26 protein-coding genes are annotated in these 26890 nt (G+C 66.2%); 11 read left to right on the top strand and 15 right to left on the bottom strand.

What is annotated here, in order from left to right; translation table 11 throughout:
* Positions 1-327 precede the first annotated feature (327 nt).
* From rpmG to topA, 6 genes are all read right to left on the bottom strand, one after another.
* Entirely contained in the window at positions 328-495 is a 168-nt protein-coding gene (gene rpmG, locus D6B98_RS19700; RefSeq protein WP_007603295.1) for a 50S ribosomal protein L33, read from the bottom strand.
* 125 nt (positions 496-620) lie between these two features.
* Positions 621-1946, bottom strand: coding sequence for an LLM class flavin-dependent oxidoreductase (locus D6B98_RS19695; RefSeq protein ID WP_126258593.1), 1326 nt, complete (start codon positions 1944-1946; stop codon positions 621-623).
* Between the two features lie 264 nt (positions 1947-2210).
* Positions 2211-2963 carry an NUDIX hydrolase gene (locus tag D6B98_RS19690; RefSeq protein WP_126258592.1) on the bottom strand — a complete coding sequence of 251 codons (753 nt, stop codon included), beginning with the start codon at positions 2961-2963 and terminating at the stop codon, positions 2211-2213.
* 32 nt (positions 2964-2995) lie between these two features.
* Positions 2996-3436, bottom strand: coding sequence for a DUF983 domain-containing protein (locus tag D6B98_RS19685; RefSeq protein WP_126258591.1), 441 nt, complete (start codon positions 3434-3436; stop codon positions 2996-2998).
* Positions 3430-5778 carry a ribonuclease R gene (gene rnr, locus D6B98_RS19680; protein ID WP_126258590.1) on the bottom strand — a complete coding sequence of 783 codons (2349 nt, stop codon included), beginning with the start codon at positions 5776-5778 and terminating at the stop codon, positions 3430-3432. The genes D6B98_RS19685 and rnr overlap by 7 nt, the downstream gene beginning before the upstream one ends.
* 20 nt (positions 5779-5798) lie before the next feature.
* Positions 5799-8558, bottom strand: coding sequence for a type I DNA topoisomerase (gene topA, locus D6B98_RS19675; RefSeq protein WP_126258589.1), 2760 nt, complete (start codon positions 8556-8558; stop codon positions 5799-5801).
* 226 nt (positions 8559-8784) lie between these two features.
* On the opposite strand from topA, the gene D6B98_RS19670 reads away from it, so the two are divergent.
* Together D6B98_RS19670 and D6B98_RS19665 are read left to right on the top strand one after the other, a co-directional pair.
* Entirely contained in the window at positions 8785-9024 is a 240-nt protein-coding gene (locus D6B98_RS19670; RefSeq protein ID WP_126258588.1) for a hypothetical protein, read from the top strand.
* Between the two features lie 123 nt (positions 9025-9147).
* Positions 9148-9423: a hypothetical protein gene (locus D6B98_RS19665; protein WP_126258587.1), complete on the top strand. Its 276-nt coding sequence runs from the start codon at positions 9148-9150 to the stop codon at positions 9421-9423.
* 52 nt (positions 9424-9475) lie between these two features.
* On the opposite strand, the gene D6B98_RS19660 is transcribed toward D6B98_RS19665, so the two are convergent.
* Positions 9476-9940 carry a winged helix-turn-helix transcriptional regulator gene (locus D6B98_RS19660; RefSeq protein ID WP_126258586.1) on the bottom strand — a complete coding sequence of 155 codons (465 nt, stop codon included), beginning with the start codon at positions 9938-9940 and terminating at the stop codon, positions 9476-9478.
* Positions 9941-10061: 121 nt separating this feature from the next.
* Here D6B98_RS19660 and D6B98_RS19655 point away from each other — a divergent pair, with 121 nt between their 5' ends.
* Positions 10062-10835, top strand: coding sequence for an SDR family oxidoreductase (locus tag D6B98_RS19655; protein ID WP_164718722.1), 774 nt, complete (start codon positions 10062-10064; stop codon positions 10833-10835).
* Positions 10836-10909: 74 nt separating this feature from the next.
* Here D6B98_RS19655 and D6B98_RS19650 read toward each other — a convergent pair whose 3' ends face one another.
* Complete coding sequence (locus tag D6B98_RS19650) at positions 10910-11515, bottom strand: FMN-dependent NADH-azoreductase (RefSeq protein WP_126258584.1); 606 nt, start codon at positions 11513-11515, stop codon at positions 10910-10912.
* Positions 11516-11600: 85 nt separating this feature from the next.
* On the opposite strand from D6B98_RS19650, the gene D6B98_RS19645 reads away from it, so the two are divergent.
* The gene (locus tag D6B98_RS19645) at positions 11601-12011 is read left to right on the top strand and encodes a winged helix-turn-helix transcriptional regulator (RefSeq protein WP_126258583.1); all 411 of its coding nucleotides are present in this window, start codon (positions 11601-11603) and stop codon (positions 12009-12011) included.
* Positions 12012-12256: 245 nt separating this feature from the next.
* Here the strand turns inward: D6B98_RS19645 and dprA are convergent, their stop codons facing one another.
* Positions 12257-13396, bottom strand: a complete 1140-nt coding sequence (gene dprA / locus D6B98_RS19640) for a DNA-processing protein DprA (protein ID WP_126258582.1) — start codon at positions 13394-13396, stop codon at positions 12257-12259.
* A gap of 91 nt (positions 13397-13487) precedes the next feature.
* Here dprA and D6B98_RS19635 point away from each other — a divergent pair, with 91 nt between their 5' ends.
* The 3 genes from D6B98_RS19635 to D6B98_RS19625 all read left to right on the top strand — a co-directional run bounded on the left by D6B98_RS19635 (position 13488) and on the right by D6B98_RS19625 (position 16295).
* On the top strand, positions 13488-14735 hold the full coding sequence (locus tag D6B98_RS19635; RefSeq protein ID WP_126258581.1) for an amidase: 1248 nt from the start codon (positions 13488-13490) through the stop codon (positions 14733-14735).
* A gap of 70 nt (positions 14736-14805) precedes the next feature.
* Positions 14806-15663 (top strand): helix-turn-helix domain-containing protein, encoded by an 858-nt coding sequence (locus D6B98_RS19630; RefSeq protein WP_126258580.1) that lies wholly within the window; start codon positions 14806-14808, stop codon positions 15661-15663.
* A 41-nt stretch (positions 15664-15704) separates the two neighbouring features.
* Positions 15705-16295, top strand: a complete 591-nt coding sequence (locus tag D6B98_RS19625) for a cupin domain-containing protein (RefSeq protein WP_126258579.1) — start codon at positions 15705-15707, stop codon at positions 16293-16295.
* A gap of 8 nt (positions 16296-16303) precedes the next feature.
* Here D6B98_RS19625 and D6B98_RS19620 read toward each other — a convergent pair whose 3' ends face one another.
* From D6B98_RS19620 to D6B98_RS19605, 4 genes are all read right to left on the bottom strand, one after another.
* Positions 16304-17494, bottom strand: a complete 1191-nt coding sequence (locus tag D6B98_RS19620; protein WP_164718721.1) for a patatin-like phospholipase family protein — start codon at positions 17492-17494, stop codon at positions 16304-16306.
* A 150-nt stretch (positions 17495-17644) separates the two neighbouring features.
* On the bottom strand, positions 17645-18241 hold the full coding sequence (gene plsY, locus D6B98_RS19615) for a glycerol-3-phosphate 1-O-acyltransferase PlsY (protein WP_126258577.1): 597 nt from the start codon (positions 18239-18241) through the stop codon (positions 17645-17647).
* Positions 18242-18288: 47 nt separating this feature from the next.
* Positions 18289-19590, bottom strand: coding sequence for a dihydroorotase (locus D6B98_RS19610; protein WP_164718740.1), 1302 nt, complete (start codon positions 19588-19590; stop codon positions 18289-18291).
* A gap of 5 nt (positions 19591-19595) precedes the next feature.
* A complete protein-coding gene (locus D6B98_RS19605) occupies positions 19596-20543 on the bottom strand; it encodes an aspartate carbamoyltransferase catalytic subunit (protein WP_028135931.1) in 948 nt (315 codons plus the stop codon).
* A 161-nt stretch (positions 20544-20704) separates the two neighbouring features.
* Here D6B98_RS19605 and D6B98_RS19600 point away from each other — a divergent pair, with 161 nt between their 5' ends.
* From D6B98_RS19600 to D6B98_RS19585, 4 genes are all read left to right on the top strand, one after another.
* Positions 20705-22108, top strand: a complete 1404-nt coding sequence (locus tag D6B98_RS19600; protein WP_164718720.1) for a caspase family protein — start codon at positions 20705-20707, stop codon at positions 22106-22108.
* Positions 22105-22878, top strand: a complete 774-nt coding sequence (locus tag D6B98_RS19595; RefSeq protein ID WP_126258574.1) for a M15 family metallopeptidase — start codon at positions 22105-22107, stop codon at positions 22876-22878. The genes D6B98_RS19600 and D6B98_RS19595 overlap by 4 nt, the downstream gene beginning before the upstream one ends.
* Before the next feature lie 20 nt (positions 22879-22898).
* Complete coding sequence (locus D6B98_RS19590; protein WP_126258573.1) at positions 22899-24542, top strand: isovaleryl-CoA dehydrogenase; 1644 nt, start codon at positions 22899-22901, stop codon at positions 24540-24542.
* A gap of 146 nt (positions 24543-24688) precedes the next feature.
* On the top strand, positions 24689-25453 hold the full coding sequence (locus D6B98_RS19585) for a CPBP family intramembrane glutamic endopeptidase (protein ID WP_126258572.1): 765 nt from the start codon (positions 24689-24691) through the stop codon (positions 25451-25453).
* On the opposite strand, the gene D6B98_RS19580 is transcribed toward D6B98_RS19585, so the two are convergent.
* On the bottom strand, positions 25450-26373 hold the full coding sequence (locus D6B98_RS19580) for an AEC family transporter (RefSeq protein ID WP_126258571.1): 924 nt from the start codon (positions 26371-26373) through the stop codon (positions 25450-25452). The two genes, D6B98_RS19585 and D6B98_RS19580, sit on opposite strands and share 4 nt — an antisense overlap.
* A 3-nt stretch (positions 26374-26376) precedes the next feature.
* Entirely contained in the window at positions 26377-26856 is a 480-nt protein-coding gene (gene ruvX, locus D6B98_RS19575; RefSeq protein WP_126258570.1) for a Holliday junction resolvase RuvX, read from the bottom strand.
* Between the last annotated feature and the right edge of the window lie 34 nt (positions 26857-26890).

Here is a 26890-nt window from a genome sequence, read left to right as displayed (position 1 = left end):
GGGACAAGGGCCGACTGATCCGCGATCGCAGGTATCGACGTCAAAAGGATGAGGCGAAGAAGTAGATTTCCGCGGCGAGAGTCCTCGCAATGACGCGGAGAGCAAGCCGCCGTCAATTTCCGCTCTCGTGCCCCGGACGCAGCGCAGCGTCACGTCGACGGTGCGCTGCAGAGCCGGGGTCGATGTCTCCGCAGAGTGCCGTGTCGCCCTCGGGGTCCCGGTTCTGCGCAGCAACGCTTGCGCGTTGCAGCGCGCCCGGGACACGCAGCGGAGAAAATGAAAACGGGGCCCAGAGGGCCCCGTCAAAGTCTTCAACGTCCCGCGATCTTACTTGATCTTGGCTTCGCGGAATTCGACGTGCTTGCGCGCGACCGGATCGTACTTCTTCTTGACCAGCTTGTCGGTCATGGTGCGCGAATTCTTCTTGGCGACGTAGTAGAAGCCGGTGTCGGCCGAGGACACGAGCTTGACCTTGATGGTGACCGCTTTGGCCATGTTCTGAACCTCAGAATATCAGGGGAATCTGGAGCCGGCCAAACGGCCCGCGTTGGCCGGCAACCTAGCCAGAAACCGCCTGATGTCAAGGTTTTACACCCCGAAAAGCACCCAAATCGGGCCGATCAGGCCTCGAAGAACCGGTTTTTCGGCCGCGGCAGGCCCAGATTCTCCCTCAAAGTGGCCCCTTCATACTCTTTCCGAAAAATCCCGCGCCGTTGCAGCTCCGGGACGACCTTGTCGACGAAATCGTCGAGGCCGGCGGGCAGGAACGGGAACATGATGTTGAATCCATCGGAGCCGCGCCCGACCAGCCATTCCTCCATCTGGTCGGCGATGGTCTTGGCGGTGCCGACAAAGGACAGCCCGCCATAGCCGCCGACGCGCTGGGCGAGCTGGCGCACGGTGAGCTTGTCGCGCCTGGCGAGATCGACCATGCGCTGGCGGCCGCTCTTGCTGGCATTGGTCTCGGGGATCTCAGGCAGGGGCCCGTCGGGATCGAAGCCGGAGGCGTCGGTGCCGAGAATGACGGAGAGCGATGCGATGGCGCTGTCGTAATGCACGCGGCTGTCGAGCAAAGCGCGCTTCTCCCTGGCTTCATCGACGCTGTCGCCGACCACGACGAAGGCACCGGGAAGAATCTTCAGATGCTCGGGGTCGCGGCCGATCTTCTCCATGCGGCCCTTGATGTCGGCATAGAGCTTTTGCCCATCGGCAAGGCTGCCGCCGCCGGTGAACACGGCTTCCGCCGTCTCCGCCGCGAGCTGCTTGCCGTCTTCGGAGGCGCCGGCCTGCACGATCACGGGCCAGCCCTGCACAGGGCGGGCGATGTTGAGCGGGCCGCGCACCTTCAGATATTTGCCGTGGTGGTCGAGCGTGTGCATCTTGGCGGGGTCGAAGAACAGGCCGCTCTCGACATCGCGCACGAAGGCGTCGTCGGCGAAGGAATCCCACAGGCCGGTGACGACGTCGTAGAACTCGCGGGCGCGCTTGTAGCGCTCGGCGTGCTCCATGTGATCGTCGAGGCCGAAATTCAGCGCCGCGTCCGGATTCGAGGTGGTGACGATGTTCCAGCCGGCGCGGCCGCCGCTGAGATGGTCGAGCGAGGCGAAGCGCCGCGCGACGTGATAGGGCTCGTCGAAGGTGGTCGAGCCGGTCGCGATCAGGCCGATGCGCTCGGTGACGGCCGAGAGCGCCGACAGCAGCGTGAAGGGCTCGAACGAGGTCACGGTGTGGCTGCGCTTCAGCGCGTTGATCGGCATGTTCAGCACGGCGAGGTGATCGGCCATGAAGAAGGCGTCGAACTTGCCGGCCTCGAGCTTCCTGATCAGCTGCTTGATGTGCGGGAAGTTGAAATTGGCGTCGGGCCAGGCCCCGGGATAGCGCCAGGCGCCGGTGTGGATGCTGATCGGGCGCATGAACGCGCCAAGCTTGAGTTGCCGTTGTGCCATCGCCCGGTGTCCATTCTTGGTGACGCTCGGAAAGACATAGGCATGCCGTGGAGCCGCGCCATCGGCAGCGGCGGGAAGATTATTTTGTTTTTTGCAGATCTCTCAGCACGTCATTCCGGGGCGCCGCGGAGCGGCGAGCCCGGAATCCATCGGACCGCGGAGACGGTGGATGAATGGATTCCGGGTTCGCGCTGCGCGCGCCCCGGAATGACGAGAGGAGAGAGCTGCGTCCCGCAATGACGAACGAGGGCTTGGCGCCGGAGCCTAGCCCAAAATATCCTTCTGCATCTTGCCGCCGTAGAAATGGAAGAACGGCACCGGCGCGTCATGGCGAAGCGGGCCGGCGGCAAGGCGGCTGTGGAGTTCGTTGAGCACGTTGCGCGTCATCGGATGCAGGTCGGCGAGCGGCTTCGAACCGAGCTCGACCCAGATCAATTCGACCAGCTCGGCATCGGCATGGATGACGCCGTCGACGCGGTGAGCGATCGCGGAAGCATCCGCGGTGAAGAAGCGCGTGTCGAAGCGCTTGACGCGGCCGGGCGGGGTGATCGCGCGCGCAATGAGGAACAGGCTGGATGGATCGGGTAGCAGGCCGGCATCGGCGAACGGCTTCCACGGACCATCGAGCTTCGTCAGATTGCCCTCGGTCTTGCGGCCGAGACAAAGCCCGGTCTCCTCACAGGCCTCGCGGATCGCGGCAATGGCGAGCGACTTGGCGCGCGAGGCGGGGGTCTTCGGGCTGCCCTTGGCCAGATTGGCCTCGAGCTCGGGCGTGATGGGGGCCGCGCAGGGCACGCGATAATCGGCCTTGTCGACGCGCCCGCCCGGGAAGACGAACTTGCCGGGCATGAACACCACCTTGTCGTGGCGCTTGCCGACCAGCACTTTCGGAACGGCGCCGCTGCGATCGACCAGGATCAGGGTCGCCGCATCCTTCGGGCGGAAATAGGGATGGTGATCGGCTTCCTTTTCCTCGTGGACCTTTGCCTTCTCCGCGACGTGCGCAATATCCGTCATGTCCTCACCCAGACCGTTCTTGCTTATTCTGCCTACACCGGCGGAATACCATCCGGAGGGGTCTCGTCAAACCCGTGCATGCGCAGAGCCCATTGCAAGCCGACCACAGCTCCCTTGACGGGCTGCAGCAGCGCGAGCGAGGCAACGAAGGTGAAGGGCAGATAGGCGGCGAAGCTGATCCAGACCGGCGTGGTGTAATTGGTCTCGATCCACAAGACGGCCGGCACCACGATGTGGCCGACGATGACGATGACGAGATAGGCGGGCAGATCGTCGGCGCGATGCGGCGTGAAATCGAGACCGCATTTGGCGCAATTGTCGGCCGTCTTCAGGAAAGCGCGGAACAGCTTGCCCTCGCCGCAGCGCGGGCAACGGCCGCGAAAGCCGCGCCTCATCGCCGCAAAGACGTCGCGCTTCTCGATGAGACCCGTCTCGCGCGTCCAGATCTTTGGGGCCGTGCTCATCGTCACCATGCCTTGCCCTTCTTGCCTTTGCCCTTGCTCTTTCCCTTGCCCTTCCCGGGTTTGCCGGATTTCGGCTTCGCCGGCTTGCGTTTTCTCTCCGGACTGCGTCCGGGATGGGGCTTGGAGGATTTGCGCTGCGCACCGAGCGGCCGGCGCTGGCGTGGCGCGGTCTCGCTGGATGATGACAGCAGCTCGAAGCGCAACGCGCCCGCGATGGGGGCGGCTTCGATCAGGCGGACATCGACGACGTCCCCGAGCTGGTACATGGTGCCGCTGCGCGTGCCGACCAGCGCGTGCCGGCTCTCGTCATAGTTGAAATATTCCGTGCCGAGGGATCGGATCGGGATCAATCCGTCGGCGCCGGTCTCGCTCAGCTTCACGAACAGCCCGGCGCGGGTGACGCCGGAGACGCGGCCCTGGAAGCTGGCGCCGATGCGATCGGCGAGGTGATGCGCGATCAGGCGGTCGACCGTCTCGCGCTCCGCCTTCATGGCGCGCCGCTCGGTCACCGAAATATGCGCGGCGACTTCGCTCAAGGTTTCCGGCGTCTCGCTGTCAGGCAGGGCGCCTTCGCCCATGCCCAGCGCGCGGACCAGCGCGCGGTGCACGACGAGGTCGGCGTAGCGGCGGATCGGCGAGGTGAAATGCGCATAGCGCCGCAAATTCAGGCCGAAGTGCCCGTAATTCTCCGAGGAATATTCGGCCTGAGCCTGCGCGCGCAGCACCACCTCGCTGACCAGCGGGTAATAATCGTGGCCTTCGAGCTGGGCCAGCACGCGGTTGAACAGCGTCGGGCGCAGCGCGCCTGACTTGGTGAAGGGAACGTCGAGCGTCTCCAGGAATTCGGAGAGCGCGTGGACCTTCTCCAGCGTCGGCTCGTCGTGCACACGGTAGATCAGCGGCAGCGATTTCTTCTCCAGCATTTCCGCGGCCGCGACGTTGGCGAGGATCATGAACTCCTCGATCAGCTTGTGCGCGTCGAGGCGCTCCGGCACCACGACGCGATCGACCGTGCCGTCGCTCTTCAAGAGGATCTTGCGCTCGGGCAGATCGAGATTGAGCGGATCGCGTTCGTCCCGCGCGCGCTTGGCGCAGGCGTAAGCGGCATAGAGCGGCCTCAAGATCGGATCGAGCAGGGGGCCGGTGGTGTCATCGGGCCGACCGTCGATCGCAGCCTGCGCCTGCGCGTAAGCGAGCTTCGCTGCCGAGCGCATCAGGATGCGGTGGAAACTGTGCGAGCGCTTGCGGCCGTCGGGGCCGAGCACCATGCGCACCGCGAGCGCGCCGCGCGGCTCGCCCGGCACCAGCGAGCAGAGATTGTTCGAGATGCGCTCGGGCAGCATCGGCACGACGCGGTCGGGGAAATAGACCGAGTTGCCGCGATCGAGCGCGTCGCGGTCGAGCGCCGAGCCAGGCCGCACGTAGAAGCTGACATCGGCAATGGCGACATTGACGATGAAGCCGCCTTTGTTGTTGGGATCGTCGTCCGCTTGCGCATGCACCGCGTCGTCATGATCCTTCGCATCCGGCGGATCGATGGTGACGAGCGGCACGTCGCGCCAGTCCTCGCGGCCCTTCAGGTTCGCAGGCTCGGCGGCTTCCGCTTCGCGCTCCGCGGCGGAGGAGAATTGCAGCGGGATGTCGTGGGCGTAGATCGCGATCAGGCTGATCGCCTTCTCCGACTTGACCGAGCCGAGCTTCTCCTTGACCCTGCCCGAGGCCAGACCAAAACCGCGCGAGCGGACGATGTCGACGCTGACGAGGTCGCCGTCCTGCGCGCCGGCGGTATCGGCCTTGGCGATGTTCAGCTCGCGGTCGGCGAACTTCTTGTCGACAGGCACGAGCCGCCCGCCACCTTCGGGAAGCTCGCGGAACACGCCGAGGATGCGGCTCTTGGCCTTGTCGATGACCTTGATGATACGGCCGCGCCAGGCCGGGCCGTCGTCCTCGCCTGTCGGCTCGATGCGCAACAGCGCGCGGTCGCCGACGCCAGCGGCGGTGCCGGGCCTGGGCCGGCGCGGCATCTCGATCAGGATTCTTGGCGGCTCGCCGCTTTCGACCTCGTCCCATTCGGCGGGGGAGGCGATCAATTCGCCGTCGGCGTCGCGCCCCGTAATGTCGGCAAGCAGCGTGGGTGGCAGCGCGTCCGGCTCGGACACCTTGTGGCGCTTCTTCTTAACGATTCCGTCGTCGGCGAGCTCGCGCAGCATGCGCCTGAGCTCGGCGCGATCGGCGTTCTTCAGGCCGAACTCGCGTGCGATTTCGCGGGTTCCGGCCTTTCCATGATTTGCCTTGATGAAGGCGACGATGGCTTGCCGGTCGGGAAAGCCATGGTCATTCTTGCGTTTCACTTAACCTCTAATTTTTGATCTCAAGTCTTGCCGGCACTCTTCTTGGCCGGAGCCTTGGTGGCGGCGGCCTTGGTCGGCGACGTTTTTGCCGTCGACGGCACGGCGGCGCGCGCCTTGCTGATGGATTCGGTTTTCGATTTGGCCGCCTTCTTCGCGGCCGGTTTCTTCGGCTTTGGCGGGGTGTCCTCGCCGTCCGCGGCCTTCTCTGCAGTCTTTTTGGCCTTGGCCGGCTTGGCCGCTTTCTTGGCTTTGGCCTTGCCGCCGCTCTTGCCGCCGCCCTTGGCCGCGCGCTCGTCGATCAGGGCGATCGCCTGGGCGAGCGTGACGGTGTCCTTTTCGAACTCGGCCGGGATCGTCGCGTTGACGCCGCCGGCAGCGACATAGGCACCGTAACGGCCGCTCTTCACGGTGACGGTGCCGAGGGTGGGATGATCGCCGAGCGCCTTGCCGGGATCGGCGCCGAAGCGGCGGCTCGGGCCCTTGGCGACCTTCTCCGCGATCAGCGTCACCGCGCGGTTGAGGCCGATGTCGAACACCTCGTCGCCGGCCTCGAGGCTGGCGTAGGTCTTCTCGTGCTTGACGAACGGCCCGAAGCGGCCGAGCCCGGCGGTGATGGGCTGGCCGGTCTCCGGATGCTTGCCGATCTCGCGCGGCAGCGACAAGAGCTTTAGCGCGAGCTCGAGATCGACATCCGCGGACGAGGTGCCTTTCGGGATGCCCGCGCGCTTGGGCTTCTCCCCTTCCTCATAATCCTTCTGCTCGCCGAGCTGGATGTAGGGTCCGAACCGGCCGGCCTTGACCCAGACATCGCGCCCCGTCTCAGGATCCTGGCCGAGCGAACGGTCGGCGCTGGCCTCGCCATCGGCGGCGAGCTGACGGGTGTAGCGGCACTCCGGATAGTTCGAGCAGCCGACGAAGGCGCCGAACTTGCCGGCCTTGAGATTCAGCCGGCCGGTGCCGCAATTCGGGCACTGGCGGACGTCGCCGCCGTCGGCGCGAGGCGGATAGATGTGCGGCCCGAGCATCTCGTCGAGCACGTCGAGCACCTGCGCGACGCGCAGATCCTTGATCTCGTCGACGGCGCCGATGAAGCCGGTCCAGAAATCCTTCAGCACCTGCTGCCAGGAGATCTCGTTGTTGGAGATGCGGTCGAGCTGCTCCTCGAGGCCCGCGGTGAAGTCGTACTCGACGTAGCGGCTGAAGAAGCTCTCCAGGAACGCGATCACGACCCGGCCCTTGTCCTCGCCGTGCAGGCGCTTCTTCTCCAGCTTGACGTAGCCGCGGTCCTTCAGAACCTGCAGGATCGAGGCGTAGGTCGAGGGGCGGCCGATGCCGAGCTCTTCCATGCGCTTGACCAGCGAGGCCTCGGAGAAGCGCGGCGGTGGCTCGGTGAAGTGCTGGGTGACCGACAGGCTCTGCCGTTTCACCGCCTCGCCCTGGCTCATCGCGGGCAGGCGGCGCGAATCCTCGTCCTCCTCGTCGTCGCGGCCTTCCTGATAGAGCGCCAGGAAGCCGTCGAACTTGATGACCTGGCCGGTGGCGCGCAGCTCCAGCGTGCGGGAGCCTGCCTTCGCGGTGATGTCGACAGTGGTGCGCTCGAGCTCGGCCGATTCCATCTGGCTCGCGATGGTGCGCTTCCAGATCAGCTCATAGAGCTTCGCCTGATCGGCATCGAGCCTGCGGCTCATGCTCGCGGGGCGGCGCGACATGTCGGTCGGGCGGATCGCTTCGTGGGCTTCCTGCGCGTTCTTGGCCTTGGCCTGGTACTGGCGCGGGGTATCCGGCACATAGGCGTTGCCGTAATCCTCGCCGATCACCTTGCGGGCCTGGGTGATCGCTGACGGATCGATCTGCACGCCGTCGGTACGCATATAAGTAATGAGTCCGGTGGTCTCGCCGCCGATGTCGATGCCTTCATAGAGCCGCTGGGCGATCCGCATTGTGTGCGCCGGCGCAAAGCCGTATTTGCGGCTGGCTTCCTGTTGCAGCGTCGAGGTGGTGAAGGGTGCATGCGGATTGCGCCGGGCCGGCTTGGCATCGACCGCGGTGACGGCGTAGGTCGCCGCCTCAAGCGCCTTCTTGAAGTCTTCGGCCTCCGCGCCGGTGCCGATGTCGAGGCGCTGGATCTTCTTGCCGTCGGCGCCGACGAGGCGGGCCTCGAACGCATCGCCGCGCGGGGTGAGCAGCGTCGCAATCAGCGACCAATATTCACGCGCGACGAACTTCTCGATCTCGAGCTCGCGGTCGCAGACGAGGCGCAGTGCCACCGACTGCACGCGGCCGGCCGAGCGGGCGCCGGGCAGCTTGCGCCACAGCACCGGGGAGAGGGTGAAGCCGACGAGGTAGTCGAGGGCACGGCGCGCCATATAGGCGTCGACCAGCGCGCCGTCGATCTGGCGCGGATGCTTCATGGCGTCCGAGACCGCCTGCTTGGTGATGGCGTTGAACACCACCCGCTCGATCTTCTGATCCTTCAGCGCGCGCTTTTCCTTCAGCACCTCCAGCACGTGCCAGGAGATGGCCTCGCCCTCGCGATCAGGGTCGGTGGCGAGAATCAGGCGATCGGCGTTCTTCAGGGACTTGGCGATGTCGTTGAGCCGGCCGGCCGCCTTGGGGTCGACCTCCCAGATCATCTTGAAATTGGCATCGGGATCGACGGAACCGTTCTTCGCGGGCAGGTCGCGAACATGGCCGAACGAGGCCAGAACCTCATAGGACGAGCCCAAATACTTGTTGATCGTCTTGGCTTTCGCCGGCGACTCCACAATGACGATATTCATGCAGTTCCAGTAACTTACGGGAAAATCTGAGGCCGAAAACGAAAGGATTCGGGTCGGCCGTTTCGACCCGAACATGGGTGGTGAGGCCTCCGCTGTCAAATCGACGGGTGTCGAAGGCCCGCCGAATGGGAAAAGTTTCATATCGAAAAAGTTGTAAAACACCACCTTGGAGTTGCGGCCGATGTCGGCGTAATGTCGCGTGGAGCATAGATTCGGGTGGGGTCTGGTGACTAGGCCGGGAAAGAAACGGGCACGCGCCGCTGTCGGCGCGCCGCGAGGCTCGCGTCACGAGGAACCGGGGGAGGGCGGCGCGGACGAGGCCGTCGCCTTCATCGCCGAGCAGGTCGGGGCGCTACGCAAGCTCGCCGAGCGGCACAAGCTCGCCGTGCTGCATTATCTGTTGGGCATGACCAAGCTCGAGGCCGACGAGCACTTGAGGCTGCGGAGCAAGCGCAAGCTGTCATGACAAGGCTGGATGGTTTGGCGTGAACTATCGCGTTCTACCGACGACAAAGCCAATGTGAAGAACGCCTTCAATCCCTCGAGCCTTGCGGACAAGCTCCGCAACGATGTTCGTGGCCTCGTGATCATGGTGGCATTGATCGGAGGCTTGATCCTTTGGTTTGCGACCGTCGGCTGGACCGATCGGGTGATCTATCGCGGCGTCGATCAAGCTTGGTTCGAGCCCGGTCGCGTCCATCTCAAGACGGAGCCTTCCGGTCATTACACGATCGAGCGGAATGCAGACTTTGCCGCCATGAAGGTCGGCTGCGTTTATGATCTGAACTACGAGGCAGAGTTCGGCCGGCGCCAACGCGCCGATCGCCTGAAAATGGTTCGCAGGGCTACCCTGGTCGGATGCTAGCCAGAGTTCGCCCCGCTGGCATTGACGGTGTGGCGGCAGCTCGTCGCCGCAATCAGGCCGACCGCCGTCGCGCCGGCCGCGGCTTCAGCGTGGTGTCGGCGGGACTGAGCAGGCGCCCATCCTCCGCGCGCATTTCCAGCTTCTTCACCGGGCGGCCCTTCTCGCGATCCACCAAGATGGTCGCGATCTCCTCGGGGTGGTCGTCGAACTCCTCGCTCCATTGCCGCAGCGCCACCAGGATCGGGAAGGTGCCGCGGCCCTTCGGCGTCAGCACATATTCTTGATACGCGCTGCCGTCGGAGGCGGCGGCGGTGGCCAGAATGCCGTGATCGACCAGTGAACGCAGCCGCACGGACAGGATGTTCTTGGCCATGCCGAGCTTGCTCTGAAACTCGCCGAAACGGCGCAGGCCGAACAGCGCCTCGCGGATGATCAGCAGCGACCACCAATCGCCGATCGCCTCCAATGAGCGCGCGATCGGGCAGGAATCGCCCTCGAAGCTCGTTCGTTTCACCATCGTTCCGGTCCTGTCGCGTTCGCACGATCCAAACGCCGATCACGCGCTTGTGTGGTTGCATCATAAAACCATGTGCCCTAGATCGCAATCTAGTTTTATGATGCAACCAATGGAGGCGAGCGTGAGACTGACGAACAAGACGGCCCTGATCACCGGCGGCAATAGCGGCATCGGCCTTGCGACCGCAAGACTGTTCGTGGCCGAAGGCGCCAAGGTGGTGATCACCGGGCGCAACAAGGAGACGCTGGAGAGTGCGGCGAAGCAGCTCGGGCCGAACGCGCTCGCGCTCGCCGCCGATGCCACCGACATCGCCGCGACCGAAGCCGCGATCAGGCAGGGCGCCGAAAAGTTCGGCAAGTTCGACATCGTGTTCGCCAATGCCGGCATCGCCGGCGGCACGCCGCTGGGTTCGGCCACGCTTGACGTGTTCGAGAGGGTCATCAGCACCAACCTGACCGGCGTGTTCTTCACGGTGCAGTCGGCGCTGCCCCATCTCAACGACAACGCCTCGATCGTCCTCAACGGCTCGGTGATCTCGGTGCTCGGCATTCCCGGTTACGCGGCCTACGGCGCCGCGAAGGCCGGCGTGCGGGCGATGGCGCGGATCATGGCCTCGGAGCTGTCGCCACGCGGCATTCGCGTCAATGTCGTGGCGCCCGGCGCGACCCGCACGCCGATCTGGGGGCCTGCGACCGCGACACCGGAAGCCGAGAAGGCGTTCGAGAAGCGGATCGCGCTGTCGACGCCGCTCGGCCGCATCGGCGAGACCGATCACGTAGCGAAGACGGTGCTGTTCCTCGCCTCCGACGATGCCGCGCATGTGCAGGGCCAGGAGATCTTCGTCGACGGCGGCGCGGTGGCCTCTCCAAGCGGCGCGCCGATCTATCGCGGCTGATCAAATCGGCCACAATCTGAATCGGCCGGCGCCGCGTCCGCAATTGCGCCGGCCGAATCCTGCGTCTTGCGACCTCAGGCGGCGCGCAGGCTTGCGGCGGCGTGGAGTGCGTCGGCCAGCGCCTTCTCGCGATGCTCCGGCCCGACCTGGATGCCGTCGGCGACGATGAATTCGGGATTGATCCCGATGAACCCGAACACGCTGCGCAAGTACGTTTCCAGGTGCTCCAGCGCCGCGGCGGGCGAGCCCGCGCCGTAATAGCCACCGCGCGAGATCGCGATGATCACACGTTTGCCGCCGGCGAGGCCCTGCGGTCCGTTAGGGCCGTAGCTGAACGTCTTGCCCCTCACGGCGATGCGGTCGATCCAGGCCTTGAGCTGGCTGGGAATCGTAAAATTGTACATGGGCGCGCCGATCACAACGATGTCGGCAGAAAGAAACTCGTCGAGCGCGGCAGCGCCAGCGGCAAGGTCGGGTCCGAGTTCCGCCGGCGCGGGCGCACCTTGCGCGGCGGCGAGATGAGAGCCGGAGAGGTGGGCAAGCGGGGCCTGGGTCAGGTCGCGATAGACCACTTCGAGCGAGGGCGTTGCCTGGCGCAGCCGATTGACGATGGCGGCGGAGACCTGCCGGGAGACCGAGTGGGGGCCGAGGACGCTGGAGTCGAGATGGAGAAGTTTCATTTTGGGGTCACCGATGGTATAAGTTTGTAACCAGGACTACATGAGTGACTATCGAAACTCCCGCAAGAACGCACTTTTTTGGGCCATGGGCACATCTTTGAAACCTGCGCACATCGATTTGACCGCCTCGCCGCGGCCGGATCCTGATCATGCCGACTGTCGCGGCGTGGCCTCCGTGCTGTCCCGTGTCGGCGACAAATGGAGCGTGTTGGTGATCATGATGCTCGGCGACGGGCCGAAGCGCTTCAACGAGCTGAAGCGCATGATCAACGGCATCTCGCAGCGGATGCTGACCCTGACACTGCGTGGGCTGGAGCGTGACGGCCTGGTGACGCGCACGATCTTTCCGACGATTCCGCCGCGCGTGGACTATGAGCTGACCGATCTCGGCCGAGGGCTGTCGGAGCCGGTGAAGGCGCTTGGGGAGTGGGCGATGGACCACCTGACGCAGATCGAGGCTGCACGTACGCGATTCGATCGGCGCAATAACGGCTAGCTAAGTCTGTCACCGTCATCCTGAGGTGCTCGTCCTGCAACGCAGGGCGAGCCTCGAAGGACGACGGCCCGGCTGCATCCCGGCCGCTGCTCCGCATCGCGCCATTCGCGCCTCAGGATGACGGGTTCAACATTGCCGGTGCGCTATAGCGCACATCCGACGATCTTCTCGGTCATTCCGGGCTCGCGACTTCGTCGTGCCCCGGAATGACGTACCCTCAGTGAATGGGAGTTCGAGGCACGGCTCTACAGCAGCGACACCAAGCCGCCGCCGTGGCGTTCGAGCTTTCCGGCCAGCTCCAGCTCCAGCAGCACCGTGCGCACGATCGCGGGCGAGGCGCCGGACATCCGCACGAGATCGTCGATCGAGACCGGCGCCGGACCGAGCAGGCCGGTGATCTGGTCGCGGTCGTGGCCTTGCGGATCGCTCTCGAACGGCTCGCTGTCGGGCTCGCCCGCAGGCATTAACGGCCGCTCCATGATCGGCTGCACCGCGTTGACGATGTCGGCGGCTTCGGTGACAAGGGTCGCGCCCTGCTTGATCAGGTCGTTGGCGCCGGCGGCGCGCGGATCGAGCGGGGAGCCCGGCACCGCGAACACCTCGCGGCCCTGTTCGGCCGCCATGCGCGCGGTGATCAGCGAGCCCGAGCGGTGCGCCGCTTCCACCACGACGACGCCGAGCGACGCGCCCGAGATCAGCCGGTTACGGCGCGGGAAGTCGCGGGCTCGCGGCTCATGGCCGAGCGGCATCTCGGAGATCGCAGCGCCTTCGTGGTCGAGCATCGCCGTGAGCAGGTCGCCATGCTCGGGCGGGTAGATGCAATCGTGGCCACCGGCGAGCACGGCGACGGTGCCGGTCTCGACGCTGGCGCGATGCGCGGCCTGATCGACGCCGCGGGCGAGGCCGGAGATGACGGCGAAGCCGGCCTCGCCAAGCTCACGCGCGAGCAGGCCCGCGAATTTCAGCCCGGCGCCGGAAGCATTGCGCGAGCCGACGATGGCGATCATCGGCCGCATCAGGGTTTTCGTATCGCCACGCACGGCGAGCAGCGGCGGTGCGTCGTCGATCATCGCCAGCCGGGCCGGATAGCCGTCCTCGCCGGGCGCGCGCCAGGCGATGCCGAATTTGCGGCTCGCGGCCAGCTCGGCCTTGGCTTCATCGGCGCTACAGATGCGGCCCGATCGCTGCGCACCGCCGCGGCGCGCGAGATCGGGCAGCCGCTCCAGCGCGGCGCGCGCGCTGCCGAAATGGTCGACCAGCGAGCGGAAGGTGCGCGGGCCCACGTTGTCGGAGCGGATCAGCCGCAGGCGGTCGATCCGCTCAGCCTCGGTCAGCTCCACGCTCGGATTGATGGCGTCCACGGCGGCTCCTTGTAGCCCCAGCATGGAACAACCTGAGGGCGTTGCGCAACAGCGACGTGCGCTTGCGTGGCCTCGCCCCGATGTTAAAAGCGATGCCAATAAGAAGGATTTTGCCATGATCTCACTTGCCGACCTCCAGCACCGCATCGAAGCCGGCGAGTTGTCGCCCGATGCCGCCATCGCCCAATCGCATGCGGCGATCGAGGCGCGGGAGAAGGACGTCCGCGCCTTTGTCCGCCACGACAAGTCGGCAACAGCGCAGGCTTCCGGGCCGCTGCGCGGCATCGCGGTCGGCATCAAGGACATCATCGACACCGCCAACATGCCGACCGAGATGGGCTCGGAGATTTATCGGGGCTGGCAGCCGCGCGCTGACGCGCCTGTGGTGATGATGCTGAAGCGGGCAGGGGCCACCATCATCGGCAAGACCACCACGACCGCGTTCGCCTCGCGCGATCCGACGCCGACGCTCAATCCGCACAATCCCGGTCATTCGCCGGGCGGCTCCTCCGCGGGCTCGGCGGCAGCCGTCGGCGCCGGCATGATCCCGCTGGCGCTGGGCACCCAGACCGGCGGCTCGGTGATCCGGCCCGCCGCCTATTGCGGGACGGCCGCGATCAAGCCGTCGTTCCGGATGCTGCCGACGGTCGGTGTGAAGTGCTACTCGTGGGCGCTCGACACCGTCGGCCTGTTCGGCGCGCGCGCCGAGGATCTCGCGCGTGGGCTGCTCGCGATGACGGGGCGCACGGAGTTCTCCGGCATCGTCGCGGCGAAATCGCCGCGGATCGGCGTGGTCAGGCAGGAATTCGCGGGCGCCGTGGAGCCGGCGGCCGAGCAGGGGCTGCAAGCTGCCATCAAGGCGGCCGAGCACGCCGGTGCCAGCGTGCAGACCATCGATCTGCCCGAGGCGGTGCAGGAGGCCTGGCGCATCCACCCTGTCATTCAGGATTTCGAGGCGCATCGGGCGCTGGCCTGGGAATTTTCCGAACGTCACGACGAGATCGCGCCGATGCTGCGGGCAAGCCTCGACGCGACGGCCCATCTGACGCCGAAGGAATATGACGAGGCGCGCCGGATCAGCCGTCGCGGCCGCCGCGAGCTCGGCGAATTGTTCGAGGGCGTCGACGTGCTCTTGACCTATTCGGCGCCGGGCACCGCGCCGGCCAAGGAGCTCGCGACCACAGGCGATCCCCGCTACAACCGGCTCTGGACGCTGATGGGCAACCCTTGCGTCAACGTGCCGGTGCTGAAAGTCGGCGGCCTGCCGATCGGCGTGCAGGTGATCGCACGTTTCGGCAACGACGCCCGCGCGCTCGCGACGGCCTGGTTCCTGGAGAACGCGCTGGCGCTGGCGCGGGCGTGAGCGTGCGCTTCAACTGTTTATAAACGCGGCGGAGGCAACTGCGCTGCCGCTCGGACGACCAACTGAATTCATGGCTCTTCCACACCGACAGGGTCCGCGCGGCCCGCAATTCTTCGCTGCGCGCGAAAGTCTCGGCGAGATCGTCGAGACGCTTTGTGACGTCGATCTCGCGGATGCCGCGACCGCCTGCGCGCGAACGATCAAGGTGCTACCGGCGACGTCGCCGGTGCTGATCGTGCACTATCGATCGCCAATGGCCTCGCAACGCGGAGTCTACAAGCGCACCGTCAAAGGCATGCACACGCGCGCGGCGGCGCTGAAGCCGAGTGGTCCGGTCGGTGTCGTGCTGGTGCGGTTGAAGCCCGAGGCGGCCGATCGCGTCCTCGGGGTCAAGCCTGCCGAGCTGCTCGATGCCAGCGTCGAAATCTCAGACATCTTCGGCGACAACGCTGCTGCATGTCTTGAAGAACGCCTCGCCGGGGCTGGCAGCGCGGCTGCGCGCGTGACTTGCATGCAGGGCTTTCTCGAGCAGAGGCGGAGGCCGTCACGGCTCGATCCGCTGGTTGCACGGGCGATGCGGGCTATCAGGCGGAATCCGGCGATCTCGATGCGCGGGCTCGCCGATTGCCTCGATGTCGGCGAACGCAGCCTTCAGCGTCGCTTCAAGACCGAGACCGGTGTGTGCGCGAAGCGGTTCGCACGGATCGAGCGGATGCTGCAGGCGATCGCCGCGCGCCGGTCCGGCGCCGATTGGGCCGATGTCGCGCATGCGTGCGGATTCACCGACCAAGCGCATCTGATCCGCGACTTTCGCACTTTCGCAGGAAGCTCGCCGGAGGTTTTCTGCCGGCGTGTTGCGGCCGACAGATGGCAGGGGTGGAATGACGAACTCGCCTCGTCGGATTTTTACAATACGTTCGTTGCCTAGGCCGCTACCAGCGTCTCCAGACTTCGCAAGGAGACGCAAACATGTCGACAGAGTTCGCCCGCGGCACCCGGCTGCGCAATGCCTTCAACAAGGAGACGTTCGTCTTCTCCGGACTGCTCGACAACCGTGACGTCGCACGTTTCGGTGTGATCCTCGAAAAGGGCGGCTCTGGCGGCGGCAACGCGCTCGTGCACGTGCATCCCGGCGCGGACGAGCACTTTGCAGTGAAGAGTGGACGCATCAAGTTCGTCATCGACGGGCGTGAGCAGTTGGTGGACGCCGGCGGCAGCGTGACCGTGCCACGCGGCAGACCGCATTATTTCTCCAATGCGGGCGACGGTAACGCCGAGTTCGAGGTCTCGTTCATGCCGGCGCAGCAGCATCTGCGCTTCTTCGCCAATTTCGCAACGCTCACGGCGAAGCAACCTGCGTGGTTCTCCAGCGCGGGCGATCCGAACTTTCTCCTGATTGCACTGGTGCTCCACACCTATCGCGATCACCTCTATCTCGCGGGCGTGCCGATCTGGCTTCAGAAGCTGCTGTTCGCGACGCTTGCGCCCGTGGCGCGCCTCGTCGGCTATCGCATGGCAATCGAGCCGCTACCCCGGGCCGCGTCTGGTTCGGACGCCTGAGGCGCAAATCAGAGCAGCGCGGGCTCGGCAGCGGGCAAGACGCTTGGGGCCTCGGTCCCGACCGCATCGTGTCCGAGCCAGCGCTCGGCGGCCGCGCGACCGCTCCGGTGCAGCAGCCGGATGAAGCCGCGGCCGAGATCGGTCGATGAACGCTGCGCCAGGCCGTCAACGGAGTCTTCCGCCGCGATCCTGGTGAGCCGCAGCGAAGAGGCTGCGTGGGACTGCGCCCATGCGATCGCCGCGATCTCGGCATTGAGCGCGGCGTTGGCCGCGATCTGGTCGAGCCGGCGGTCGATCGCCGCGAGGGTGATCGGCACATAGCTGTCGCGCGCCGGCGTGACCTGGACGAGCAGGACGTCGGACGTCGTCGTCTGCTGTACCAGCCGCAGCAGCGGCGGATTGCCGCCGATGCCGCCGTCCCAATAGGCCTCTCCGTCGATCTCGACGGCGCAGTGAACCAGCGGCGGGCAGGTCGAGGCCAGCGCGACGTCGGCGGTGACGGCGTCGTTGCGGAAGATCTGCTGCTGGCCGTCGCGGATCCGCGTCGCCGCGATCAGCAGCTTTGGTGCTCTTGGATCTTGCAGCGCCGTGAAATCAATGTCGCGCGACAGCGCCAGCCGCAGCGGATCGAGATCGAACGGATCGAACTGGCCCGAGCGCAGCGTCGGGCCGAACGCGACCGAGCTTCCCGCCGGCGAGAAACCTCCGAGCAGCATCAGCGAGCGGAACGAGGCCTCGTGCATCAGCCGGGCCCAGAACCGGTTCAGCCGGCTGCGGGCGCCTTCACGGCCGCCTTCGGCAAGACCGCAAGCGAGCAGCAGCGCATTGATGGCGCCGGCACTGGCGCCGCTGATGGTGTCGATCTCGATCGGCTCTTCCAGCAGCCGCTCCAGCACGCCCCATGTGAAGGCGGCAAAGGTGCCGCCGCTCTGCAGCGCCAGCGACAATCGTCGCGGCGGCCATTGGCCGGAACGCGCCTGCGGGAGCGCGACCGGTGCAGCCTTGGTAACCACGACGTCGCGCGGCGCGCTCGCTTGCGCGGCGGGCTCAGGCTGCGCCACTTGCGGCGAAACGGGCGCGGAGGCCGGCGGCGGCGCGTCGGACCAGATATTGGTCGCCGACAGCAGCCGGCTCGCCGCGCTGCCGGAAGCACTGAGCGAACCAACCCCGTCATGCGCGCCGACAATCATCTCGCTCATTCTGAGCAACCGCCTAACGCCGTTTCCTGTGTCAGGATGACAGGCATGGAACCCGTTCGCTACTGTCTGCACCGAGCGGTGCGGGAGTTGCGAACAGGATTTGGCATATAATGCGAAGGATGTGCGGCGATATCCGTACTTTTTCCGGATTCAGGCCTTCTCGCCAATCCGGCTTTCCTTGCCGGCTTGCAACCGCTTGATGTTCTCGCGATGCGCGTAGAACAGAAGCAGCGTCAGCACCGCGAACAATGCTGCGAGCGCGAGGTGGCCGAACCACCACAGGAAGATCGGCGTGATGAACGCCGCCACCAGTGCCGACAGCGAGGAGTAGCGGGTGGTGAAGGCGGTCGCCAGCCAGAGCAGGCAGAACACCACCATGCCGGGCCAGAACAAGCCAAGCAGGACGCCGATGTAGGTCGCGACGCCCTTGCCGCCTTTGAACTTGAGCCAGACCGGGAAGAGATGGCCGAGGAAGGCGCCGAGCCCGGCCATCATGGCGGCGTTGGGCCCTGCGATATAGCCGGCGATCAAGACGGCCACGGTGCCCTTGAGCGCGTCGAGCAGCAGGGTGCCGGCGGCAAGGCTCTTGCGCCCGGTGCGCAGCACATTGGTGGCGCCGATGCTGCCGGAGCCGATCGCGCGGATATCCTGGGTGCCGGCGAGCCTGGTCAGAACCAGGCCGAACGGAATCGAGCCGAGCAGGTAGCCGATGACGAAGGCCACCGGCAGAAATGCTTCAAGCCCCATGGCGGCCTCTCCGAAGACTGGATTTCAATGTCGCGGGATCGCGGACGTCAGACATGTTCGTACACCGTCCGGCCGCCGACGATGGTGCGCACTACGCGGCCGGTAAAGCGGGCCTCGTCGAACGGGGTGTTCTTGCAGGGCGATTTGAGGTCGGCGGGATCGACCACCCAGGGCACATCGGGGTCGATCACGATGACGTCGGCCGGGCTGCCGACGCGCAGGGTTCCGCCAGGCAGGCCGAGCAGCTCGGCCGGACGGGTCGACATCGCCCGGATCAACGTCTTCAGGTCCAGCTCGCCATTGTGCACGAGGCGGAGACCGGCGGGCAGCATGGTCTCGAGACCGACGGCGCCGGGCGCGGCTTCAGCGAACGGCAGGCGCTTGACCTCGACGTCCTGCGGATTGTGGTCGGACATGATGACGTCGAGCAGACCGGAGGCCACCGCGGCCACCAGTGCCCGGCGGTCGTCCTCGCTGCGCAGCGGGGGCGACAGCTTCAGAAACGACCGGTAGGGGCCTATGTCGTTCTCGTTCAGCGCCAGATGGTTGATCGAGACCGAGGCGCTGACGGCGAGCCCGGCGTCGCGGGCACGCTGGAGGATGTCGAGGGAGTCGATGCAGCTCAGCGAAGCCGCGTGATAGCGGCCCCCGGTCAGTGCGACGAGGCGCATATCGCGTTCGAGCATGACGGCCTCGGCGGCATTCGGGATACCCATCAGGCCGAGGCGCGAGGCGAACTCGCCTTCGTTCATCACGCCTTCGCCGACGAGATCGGGGTCCTCGGTGAAGTGCACGATCAGCGCATCGAAATCGCGCGCGTAGGTCAGCGCGCGGCGCATCACCTGCGCATTGGTCACGCTTCTGGCGGCATCGCTGAAAGCGACGGCGCCCGCGGCCTTGAGCAGGCCGAACTCGGTCATCTCCTGGCCGAGCATGCCCTTGGTGAGTGCCGCCATCGGCTGGATGTTGACGATCGCGGTGTCGCGGGCGCGGCGCATCACGAAATCGACGGTCGCCGAATTGTCGATCACCGGCGAGGTGTCGGGCTGGCAGATGATGGTGGTGATGCCGCCGGTCGCGGCCGCCTGGCTCGCGGTGGCAAAGGTCTCGCGATGGCTGAAGCCGGGCTCGCCGACGAAGGCGCGCATGTCGACCAGGCCGGGTGCGACGATCTTGCCGGCGCAATTGACGATGTCGGTACCCTCGGGGACGCCGGCCGCGCCAATGCCGCGGCGGGTCTCGCGGATGGTGCCGTCGGCGATCAGGACGTCGCCGACACCGTCGAAATCCCTGGAGGGATCGACGACGCGGGCGTTGGCGAGCAGGATGGGGCGGCGATCGATCAGCATCGGCATCACGCGTTCGGCAGGTTACGGGCGAGCGCTTCCAGCACCGCCATGCGCACCGCGACGCCCATCTCCACCTGTTCGCGGATCAGGGACTGCGCGCCGTCGGCCACGATCGAGTCGATCTCGACGCCGCGGTTCATCGGGCCGGGATGCATCACGAGCGCGTCCGGCTTGGCGTAGGCGAGTTTCTTCTGGTCGAGCCCGAAATAATGGAAATATTCCGACGACGACGGCACGAAGGAGCCGTTCATGCGCTCGCGCTGCAGCCGCAGCATCATGACGATGTCCGCGCCGTTGAGCCCCTCGCGCATGTCGCGGGCGACCTCGACGCCCATCCGCTCGATGCCGGGCGGCAGCAGCGTGGTGGGGCCGACCACGCGGACGCGGGCGCCCATCGTGTTGAGCAGGATGATGTTGGAGCGGGCGACGCGCGAATGCAGCACGTCGCCGCAGATCGCGACCACCAGCCCTTCGATCCGGCCCTTGTTGCGGCGGATGGTGAGCGCGTCGAGCAGGGCCTGGGTCGGATGCTCATGGGCGCCGTCGCCGGCATTGATCACGGAACCGTCAACCTTGCGTGCCAGCAGTTCCACCGCGCCGGAGGCGTGATGGCGCATCACCAGGATGTCCGGATGCATCGCGTTCAGCGTCATCGCGGTGTCGATCAGGGTCTCGCCCTTCTTCATCGACGAGGAGGAGACCGACATGTTCATGACGTCCGCGCCGAGCCGCTTTCCCGCGAGCTCGAACGAGGATTGGGTCCGGGTGGAGGCCTCGAAGAAGAGGTTCACCTGCGTCCGTCCCCGCAGGACGGTGCGCTTCTTGTCAACCTGGCGGTTGAGCTCGACATATTCTTCGGACAGGTCGAGCAGGCCGGTGATGTCGGCCGCGGAAAGGCCCTCAATGCCCAGCAAATGCCGGTGGCCGAGGACGAAGGTCGATTTCGATGTCATTAAAAGCAGAGCTATAGGGGGGGATGGGGGGTGGGGCAAGCTGCAAATCCGGCCTGCGGACTTATCCACGGCGCTTTACCGGCAACAGGGCGCCGCCGGCCTGTGTTCGGGGCTGCCGCTTTGCGCTAGACTCGTCCCTTCGTTGGGTCAGGGGCCGGCTCATGACGAGCATGCGGTATTTTAATCGACTGGCGCGCAATGTTGCTGCGCTGGCGGCCGTGTGCCTCGTCGGCATGGCGACCCCGGCGCTGGCGGAGAAGCGCGTGGCACTCGTGATCGGCAACGACCGCTATCCGAACTTGCCGCCGGACCGCCAATTGAAGAAGGCGGCCAATGACGCGACCTCCGTCGCCGACGCGCTGCGGGCACTCCAGTTCGAGATCGTGCTGGGGACCAATCTCGGCCGCCAGGGCATGATCGACCGGCTCGCCGATTTCACTGCGCGACTTGAGCCGGGCGACACGGCGGCGGTGTTCTATGCGGGGCACGGTGTGGCGATCGCGGGGGTGAACTACCTGGTGCCGAGCGATGTTCCGGCTGTGAGCGAAGGCGCTGAAGGGCGGGTGCGCGGGGCCTCGATCGCCGAGCCCGACTTGATCGCAGAGCTCCAGGCAAAATCAGTGCGGGTCGCCTTCGTCGTCATCGACGCCTGCCGTGACAATCCGTTTCCGCGCGCCGCCGGCCGCTCGATCGGGAATACGCGGGGGCTCGCGGATGCGCGGCCGGCGCGCGGGATCTTCACGCTCTATTCGGCCGGGATCGGCCAGACCGCGCTCGACCAGCTCGGCAGTAACGATGCCGCAAATAATTCGGTGTTCACGCGAATCTTCGTCGAGCAGCTGAGGCGGCCCGAGCTGCATCTCGGCGACCTCGCGGTCGAGGTACGCGAGCGCGTGGCGGCGTTGGCGCTGACCGCGACGGACAATGGCGGCCAACCGGCGCCGCATGAGCAGACGCCGGCCTATTACGACCAGACGCTCGGCGGACGCATCTATCTTTGGGAGGCGGCACCGTCGACGCCGCGCGTGGCAGGCATGCTGGTGAAGCCGCCGGCAAAGCCTGCGGTCGCGGAGCGCGCGACGATGCGTCCGCCGCGTCCGTCCGCGGCGGGTGAAAGCTGCGCCCGCAGCGGCTTCGAGACCTACTGCGTCAGCTCGATGCTGAAGCCGCAATTCGGCAATTCATATGGCGCGGTGAACCTGTTCGACGCCTCGACGGGAACGGCTTGGGTAGAGGGTGCAGCCGGCAACGGCATCGGAGAATGGATCACGGTCGAGTTCGACACCCCGCGACGGGTCAAATCGATCCATGTGCAAAACGGCTACCAGAAGAACTCCGACATCTTTTCCAAGAACAACAGGGTTCGTCAGATCCGGGTGCTGTTCTCCGGCGGCGAGTCGCAGGTCTTCATTCTCGAGGACAGGCTGTCGGCGCAACTGCTGACATTGCGGCCGCCGGTGACGGCCCATTGGATGCAATTCATCATCGACGACGTCTGGGCCGGCAACAAATACACGGACACCGCGATCACGAAACTTCTGATCAGCTCGGATCCGGTGCAATGACCGCAAGGACAGGGATCGCGGCGCGTGCGGCGCTCGGTGTGCTGCTTGCCATATCGGTGCTCGCGCCGGCGCGGGCGCAGGGCTTGCCCGGCGATTTCGTCTATCTGCGCGACATCGACCCCAGCATCATCCAGGACATCCGCTACGCCACCTCGAACAATTTCGTCGGCCGGCCGCTGGCCGGCTACAATGCCGGTGAATGCGTGGTGAAGCGGGAGGTCGGGCTGCGGCTGAAGGCGGTGCAGCAGGAGCTGGCCGCGCAAAACCTCTCGCTCAAGATGTTCGACTGCTACCGGCCGGCACGGGCCTCCCTCGACATGGTCAAGTGGTCGCAGAACGGTCACGAGACCGCCGCCGAGCGGCGCTACAATCCCAAGATCCCCAAGACAGAGCTGTTCCGCCTCGGTTACATCGCGAGCCGTTCGCAGCATTCCACCGGCGCGGCGCTCGATCTGACGCTGGTCGATCTCAAGGCTGACAATTCCGCCAAATACGACCCGTCGAGGACCTATGCCGATTGCACCGCGCCGGTCGAAGCGCGCGCGCCCGAAGGCAGCGTCGATATGGGGACCGGCTACGACTGCACCGACACGAAGGGCCATACCGCGGCACCGTCGATCACGGCGGAACAACGCAGCTGGCGCAGGCGGCTGGTGGCGGCGATGGCCAGGCAAGGCTTTGTGAACTATTCGAAGGAGTGGTGGCATTTTTCCCTGCCTGGGGCCGGCGGGGCGGCCTATGATTTCCCGATCCAGCCGCGACGGAACTGATTTCGCGCCGAGGAAACTTGATGACCCAGCCGAGCTTTGCGACCCACGAGGTCTTCAACCAGTCACCGCCGTTCGAGGATATCGACCTGTTTGCCGTGGACCGGCCGCTGGTCGAGGCGGTGAAGGCCAATGGCGGCGCGGCGGCGGAACGCGAGCTCTCCGAGTTCGGCAAGCAATGGGGCTCGGCCGCGATGGCCGATCGCGGGCGCCTCGCGAACGAGAACACGCCGAAGCTGCGCACCTTCGACGCCAAAGGCAATCGCCGCGACCAGGTCGAGTTTCACCCGGCCTATCACGAGCTGATGGCGCACAGCGCCCATGCCGGCGTCCATAATTCGACGTGGACTGCGAACGGCAAGCCGGCGGGCGATGCTGCCGAGGTCATTCGTGCGGCGAAATTCTACATGGCGGCCCAGGTCGAGACCGGCCACCTCTGTCCGATCACGATGACGCGCGCCTCCGTCGGTGCGCTGGCGAAGCAGCCGGACCTGCTCGGCAAGGTGATGCCGGTGCTGTCGACCAAAAGCTACGATCCGAGCTTCGCACCGTGGTGGCAGAAGCGCGGCATGACGCTCGGCATGGGCATGACCGAGAAGCAGGGCGGCACCGACGTGCGCTCCAACATGACGCGCGCGGTGCGCGATGGCGAGGCCTATCGCATCACCGGCCATAAATGGTTCATGTCGGCGCCGATGTGCGATGCCTTCCTGGTGCTGGCGCAGGCCGAGCAGGGTCTGACCTGCTTCTTCATGCCGCGCTTCGCACCGGATGGATCGGTCAACGCGATCCAGTTCCAGCGGCTGAAGGACAAGCTCGGCAACCGCTCCAATGCGTCCTCTGAGGTCGAGTTCGTCGGCGCCTATGCGCAAGCGGTCGGCGAGGAGGGCAAGGGCATCCGCACCATCATCCAGATGGTGCAGCTGACGCGGCAGGATTGCGCGATCGCCTCGGTCGGCCTGATGCGCTCGGGGCTGGCGCACGCGCTGCATCACGCCCGTCACCGCAGCGTGTTCCAGAAGCATCTGGCCGACCAGCCCCTGATGCAGGCGGTGCTGTCGGACATGGCGTTGCATGTCGAGGCCAGCACGGCCCTGGTGATGCGGCTCTGCCGCGCCTTCGATCGCACCCCGCACGATGCGGCGGAGGCGGCCTATATGCGGCTCTTGACGCCCGCGATCAAATACTGGACCTGCAAGAGCGCGCCGCCGTTCCTCTATGAAGCCATGGAATGCCTCGGCGGCAACGGCTATGTCGAGGACGGCATCCTGGCGCGGCACTATCGGGAGTCGCCGGTCAACGCGATCTGGGAAGGCTCGGGCAACGTGATGTGCCTCGACGTGCTCCGCGCGCTCTCGCGCGAGCCGGAGCCGGCGATGGCGGTGCTGCAATCGCTTGCGGCCGAGACCAAGGGCTTGCCGGGGGCTGGGGAGGCGGCCAGCTTCATCGGCAAGACGTTTCGGCGCGCCGACGGCGAGCGCCTCGCGCGGCTTGCCGTCGAGAAGCTGGCGCTGCTGGCCGCGGCCGCGGCGCTGAACGGTGTGTCGCCGCGCAACGCCGAATTGTTCGCGGCGAGCCGGCTCGCCACCAGCCACGCCAGCATGTACGGCGCCGTGGAGCTGGAGAGCGGCGAGGTCCGCACGCTGCTGGAGCGGGCGCTGCCGTGAGCGGGCACGGTCTCTCCACAACGTCATGGCCGGGCCTGACCCGGCCATCCACGTCTTGCTGCGTTGCGCGTAAAACGTGGTTGCCCGGGACAAGCCCGGGCATGACGACCTCTCGATAGTTTGCGCGACCTAACGAAGGCCCACTGATGGACTCCCTCAATCCCGACCATCCGCCGCTGACCATGACGCCGGCGACGCCACGCGTCTGGAAGTTCTGGGGCACGGCGCTGTGGGGCCTCTTCATTTTCGTCGCGATGTTCGTCGGACAGATCGGCGCCGTCGTCCTGCTGGCGGCGCAGCGCGGCCTGCCGATGGATCTCGCCTCGATCCAGCTCGTCGGCCGCGAGCCGCAGACGCTCGCGCTCTCGGTCATCATGGGCCTGCCGGCGACGCTTTTTGCGGTGTGGCTCGCCATTGCCATCAAGAAGGCTTCCTTCGTCGACTATCTCGCGCTGCACTGGCCGTCCTGGAAGCAGCTGCTGTTCGGCGCCGTCGGCCTCATCCTGATCGTGCTGGTCTGGGAGACGATGTCGCGCGCGCTCGGCCGCGAGGCGACGCCGGGCTTCATGACCGATCTGTTGAAATCGGGCCGCGACAAGGGCGCAGCGCTGTTGCTTCTGTTCGCCTTCAGCGTGGCCGCGCCGATGTCGGAAGAGGTCTTGGCCCGCGGCTTCCTCTACCGCGGCTGGTCGGCGAGCTTCCTGCGGGCATCAGGCGCGATCCTGCTGTCGTCCTTGGTCTGGACAATCGTGCACCTGCAATACGACCTGTACTTTCTGGCCGAAGTCTTCTGCATCGGTCTGTGGTTCGGCTACATGCGTTATCGCGCGGGTTCGCTCTGGCTCACCATCGTGCTGCATGCGCTGAACAATCTGACCGCGGTGGTGCTGACGATGTGGCTGGGGAGCTAGGCCGCCAGCGCGATCGCGATCGGCATCGTGATCGCCGCCAGCATCGTCTGCAGCGTGATGATCTGCGCCAGCAGCGGGGCGTCGCCGCCCATCTGGCGGGCAAGGACATAGGCGCTGGACGAGGTCGGCACCGCCGAACAGATCGCCACGATCGCGAGGCTGTTGCCGGAAAGCCCGAACCAGAGACCGAGCCCCATCGCGAGCGCGGGCATCAGCAAGAGCTTGAAAACGACGCCGACGGCTGCGCCGAGGCTTGGACGGAAGAGCCCTTCAAGATGCAGCCCCGCGCCTGTGACGAGCAGGCCGATGGCGAGGGAGGAACTGCCGAGCGCGTCTGCAACCTCATGCCAGAGCCTTGGCAGCGGCAGGTGGGTGACATTGACAGTAAGGCCGATGATGCAGGCCCAGATTAAGGGATTGCGCACCAATGTCACGACGATGGCGCGGCCGGATTGCTTTTCCGGCGATGCGTAACGAGCGAGCACCGAGACGCTGAACACGTTGACAAGCGGGATGATCGCCACCATCGCCACCGAGGCGAGCGCCAGCCCGACATCGCCGAACAGATTGGCGGCGATCGACAGCGCAACGAAGGTCTGCCAGCGCGTCGCGCCCTGGAAGATCGAGGTGAAGGCGGGACCGTCGATGCCGAGCCGCGCCAGGGCAGGGCGGAGCGCGAGGCAGAGCAGCGACATCGCCAGCGCCGACAGCAGCAGCGCGCCGCCGACGCCGGCGACCGGCACCCTGGAGAGGTCGGCCTTCACCAGCGTCTGGATCAGCAGCATCGGAAACAGCACGAAATAGGTCAGCCGCTCCAGCCCGTGCCATTGCGTGTCGAGCCGCATCAGGCTGCGCTTCAGCACGATGCCGAGCACGATGAGGATGAAGACCGGCAGCAGCGCCGCGATGACGACCGCCATGGATCAGCCGGTGCGGAGATTGGCGAGACGGTCGAGCGCGCCTTGCAGGATGAAGATCGCGGCATGCTCGTCGATCACCTCGGCGCGCTTGGCGCGGCTGACGTCCATGCCGATCAGCTCGCGCTCGACCGCCGCGGTCGAGAGGCGCTCGTCCCACAGGCCGATGGGAAGCGAGGTCAGGCCGGCAAGGTTGCGGGCGAAGGCGCGGGTGGATTGCGCGCGCGGGCCCTCGCTGCCGTCCATGTTGATGGGCAGGCCGAGCACGAATCCGGTCGCCTTGCGCTCCGCCGCAATCGCGAGCAACCGGGCCGCGTCCCGCTTGAATTGCGTGCGCTGGACCGTCTCGACGCCGGTCGCCAGCCGCCGGTCCGGATCGGACACGGCAACGCCGATGGTCTTGGTGCCGAGGTCGAGCCCGACCAGCGCGCCCCGCGCGGGCCAGTGGGTTGCAGCATCGACGAGAGGCAGGATAAGAGCCGGCATGGATAGCGCATATCACGCGCCGCGCCGCGGAGTG

This window comes from Bradyrhizobium sp. LVM 105 (genome assembly GCF_003957705.1).
GTDB lineage: Bacteria > Pseudomonadota > Alphaproteobacteria > Rhizobiales > Xanthobacteraceae > Bradyrhizobium > Bradyrhizobium frederickii.
This window is presented reverse-complemented; position numbering and strand designations above follow the sequence as displayed.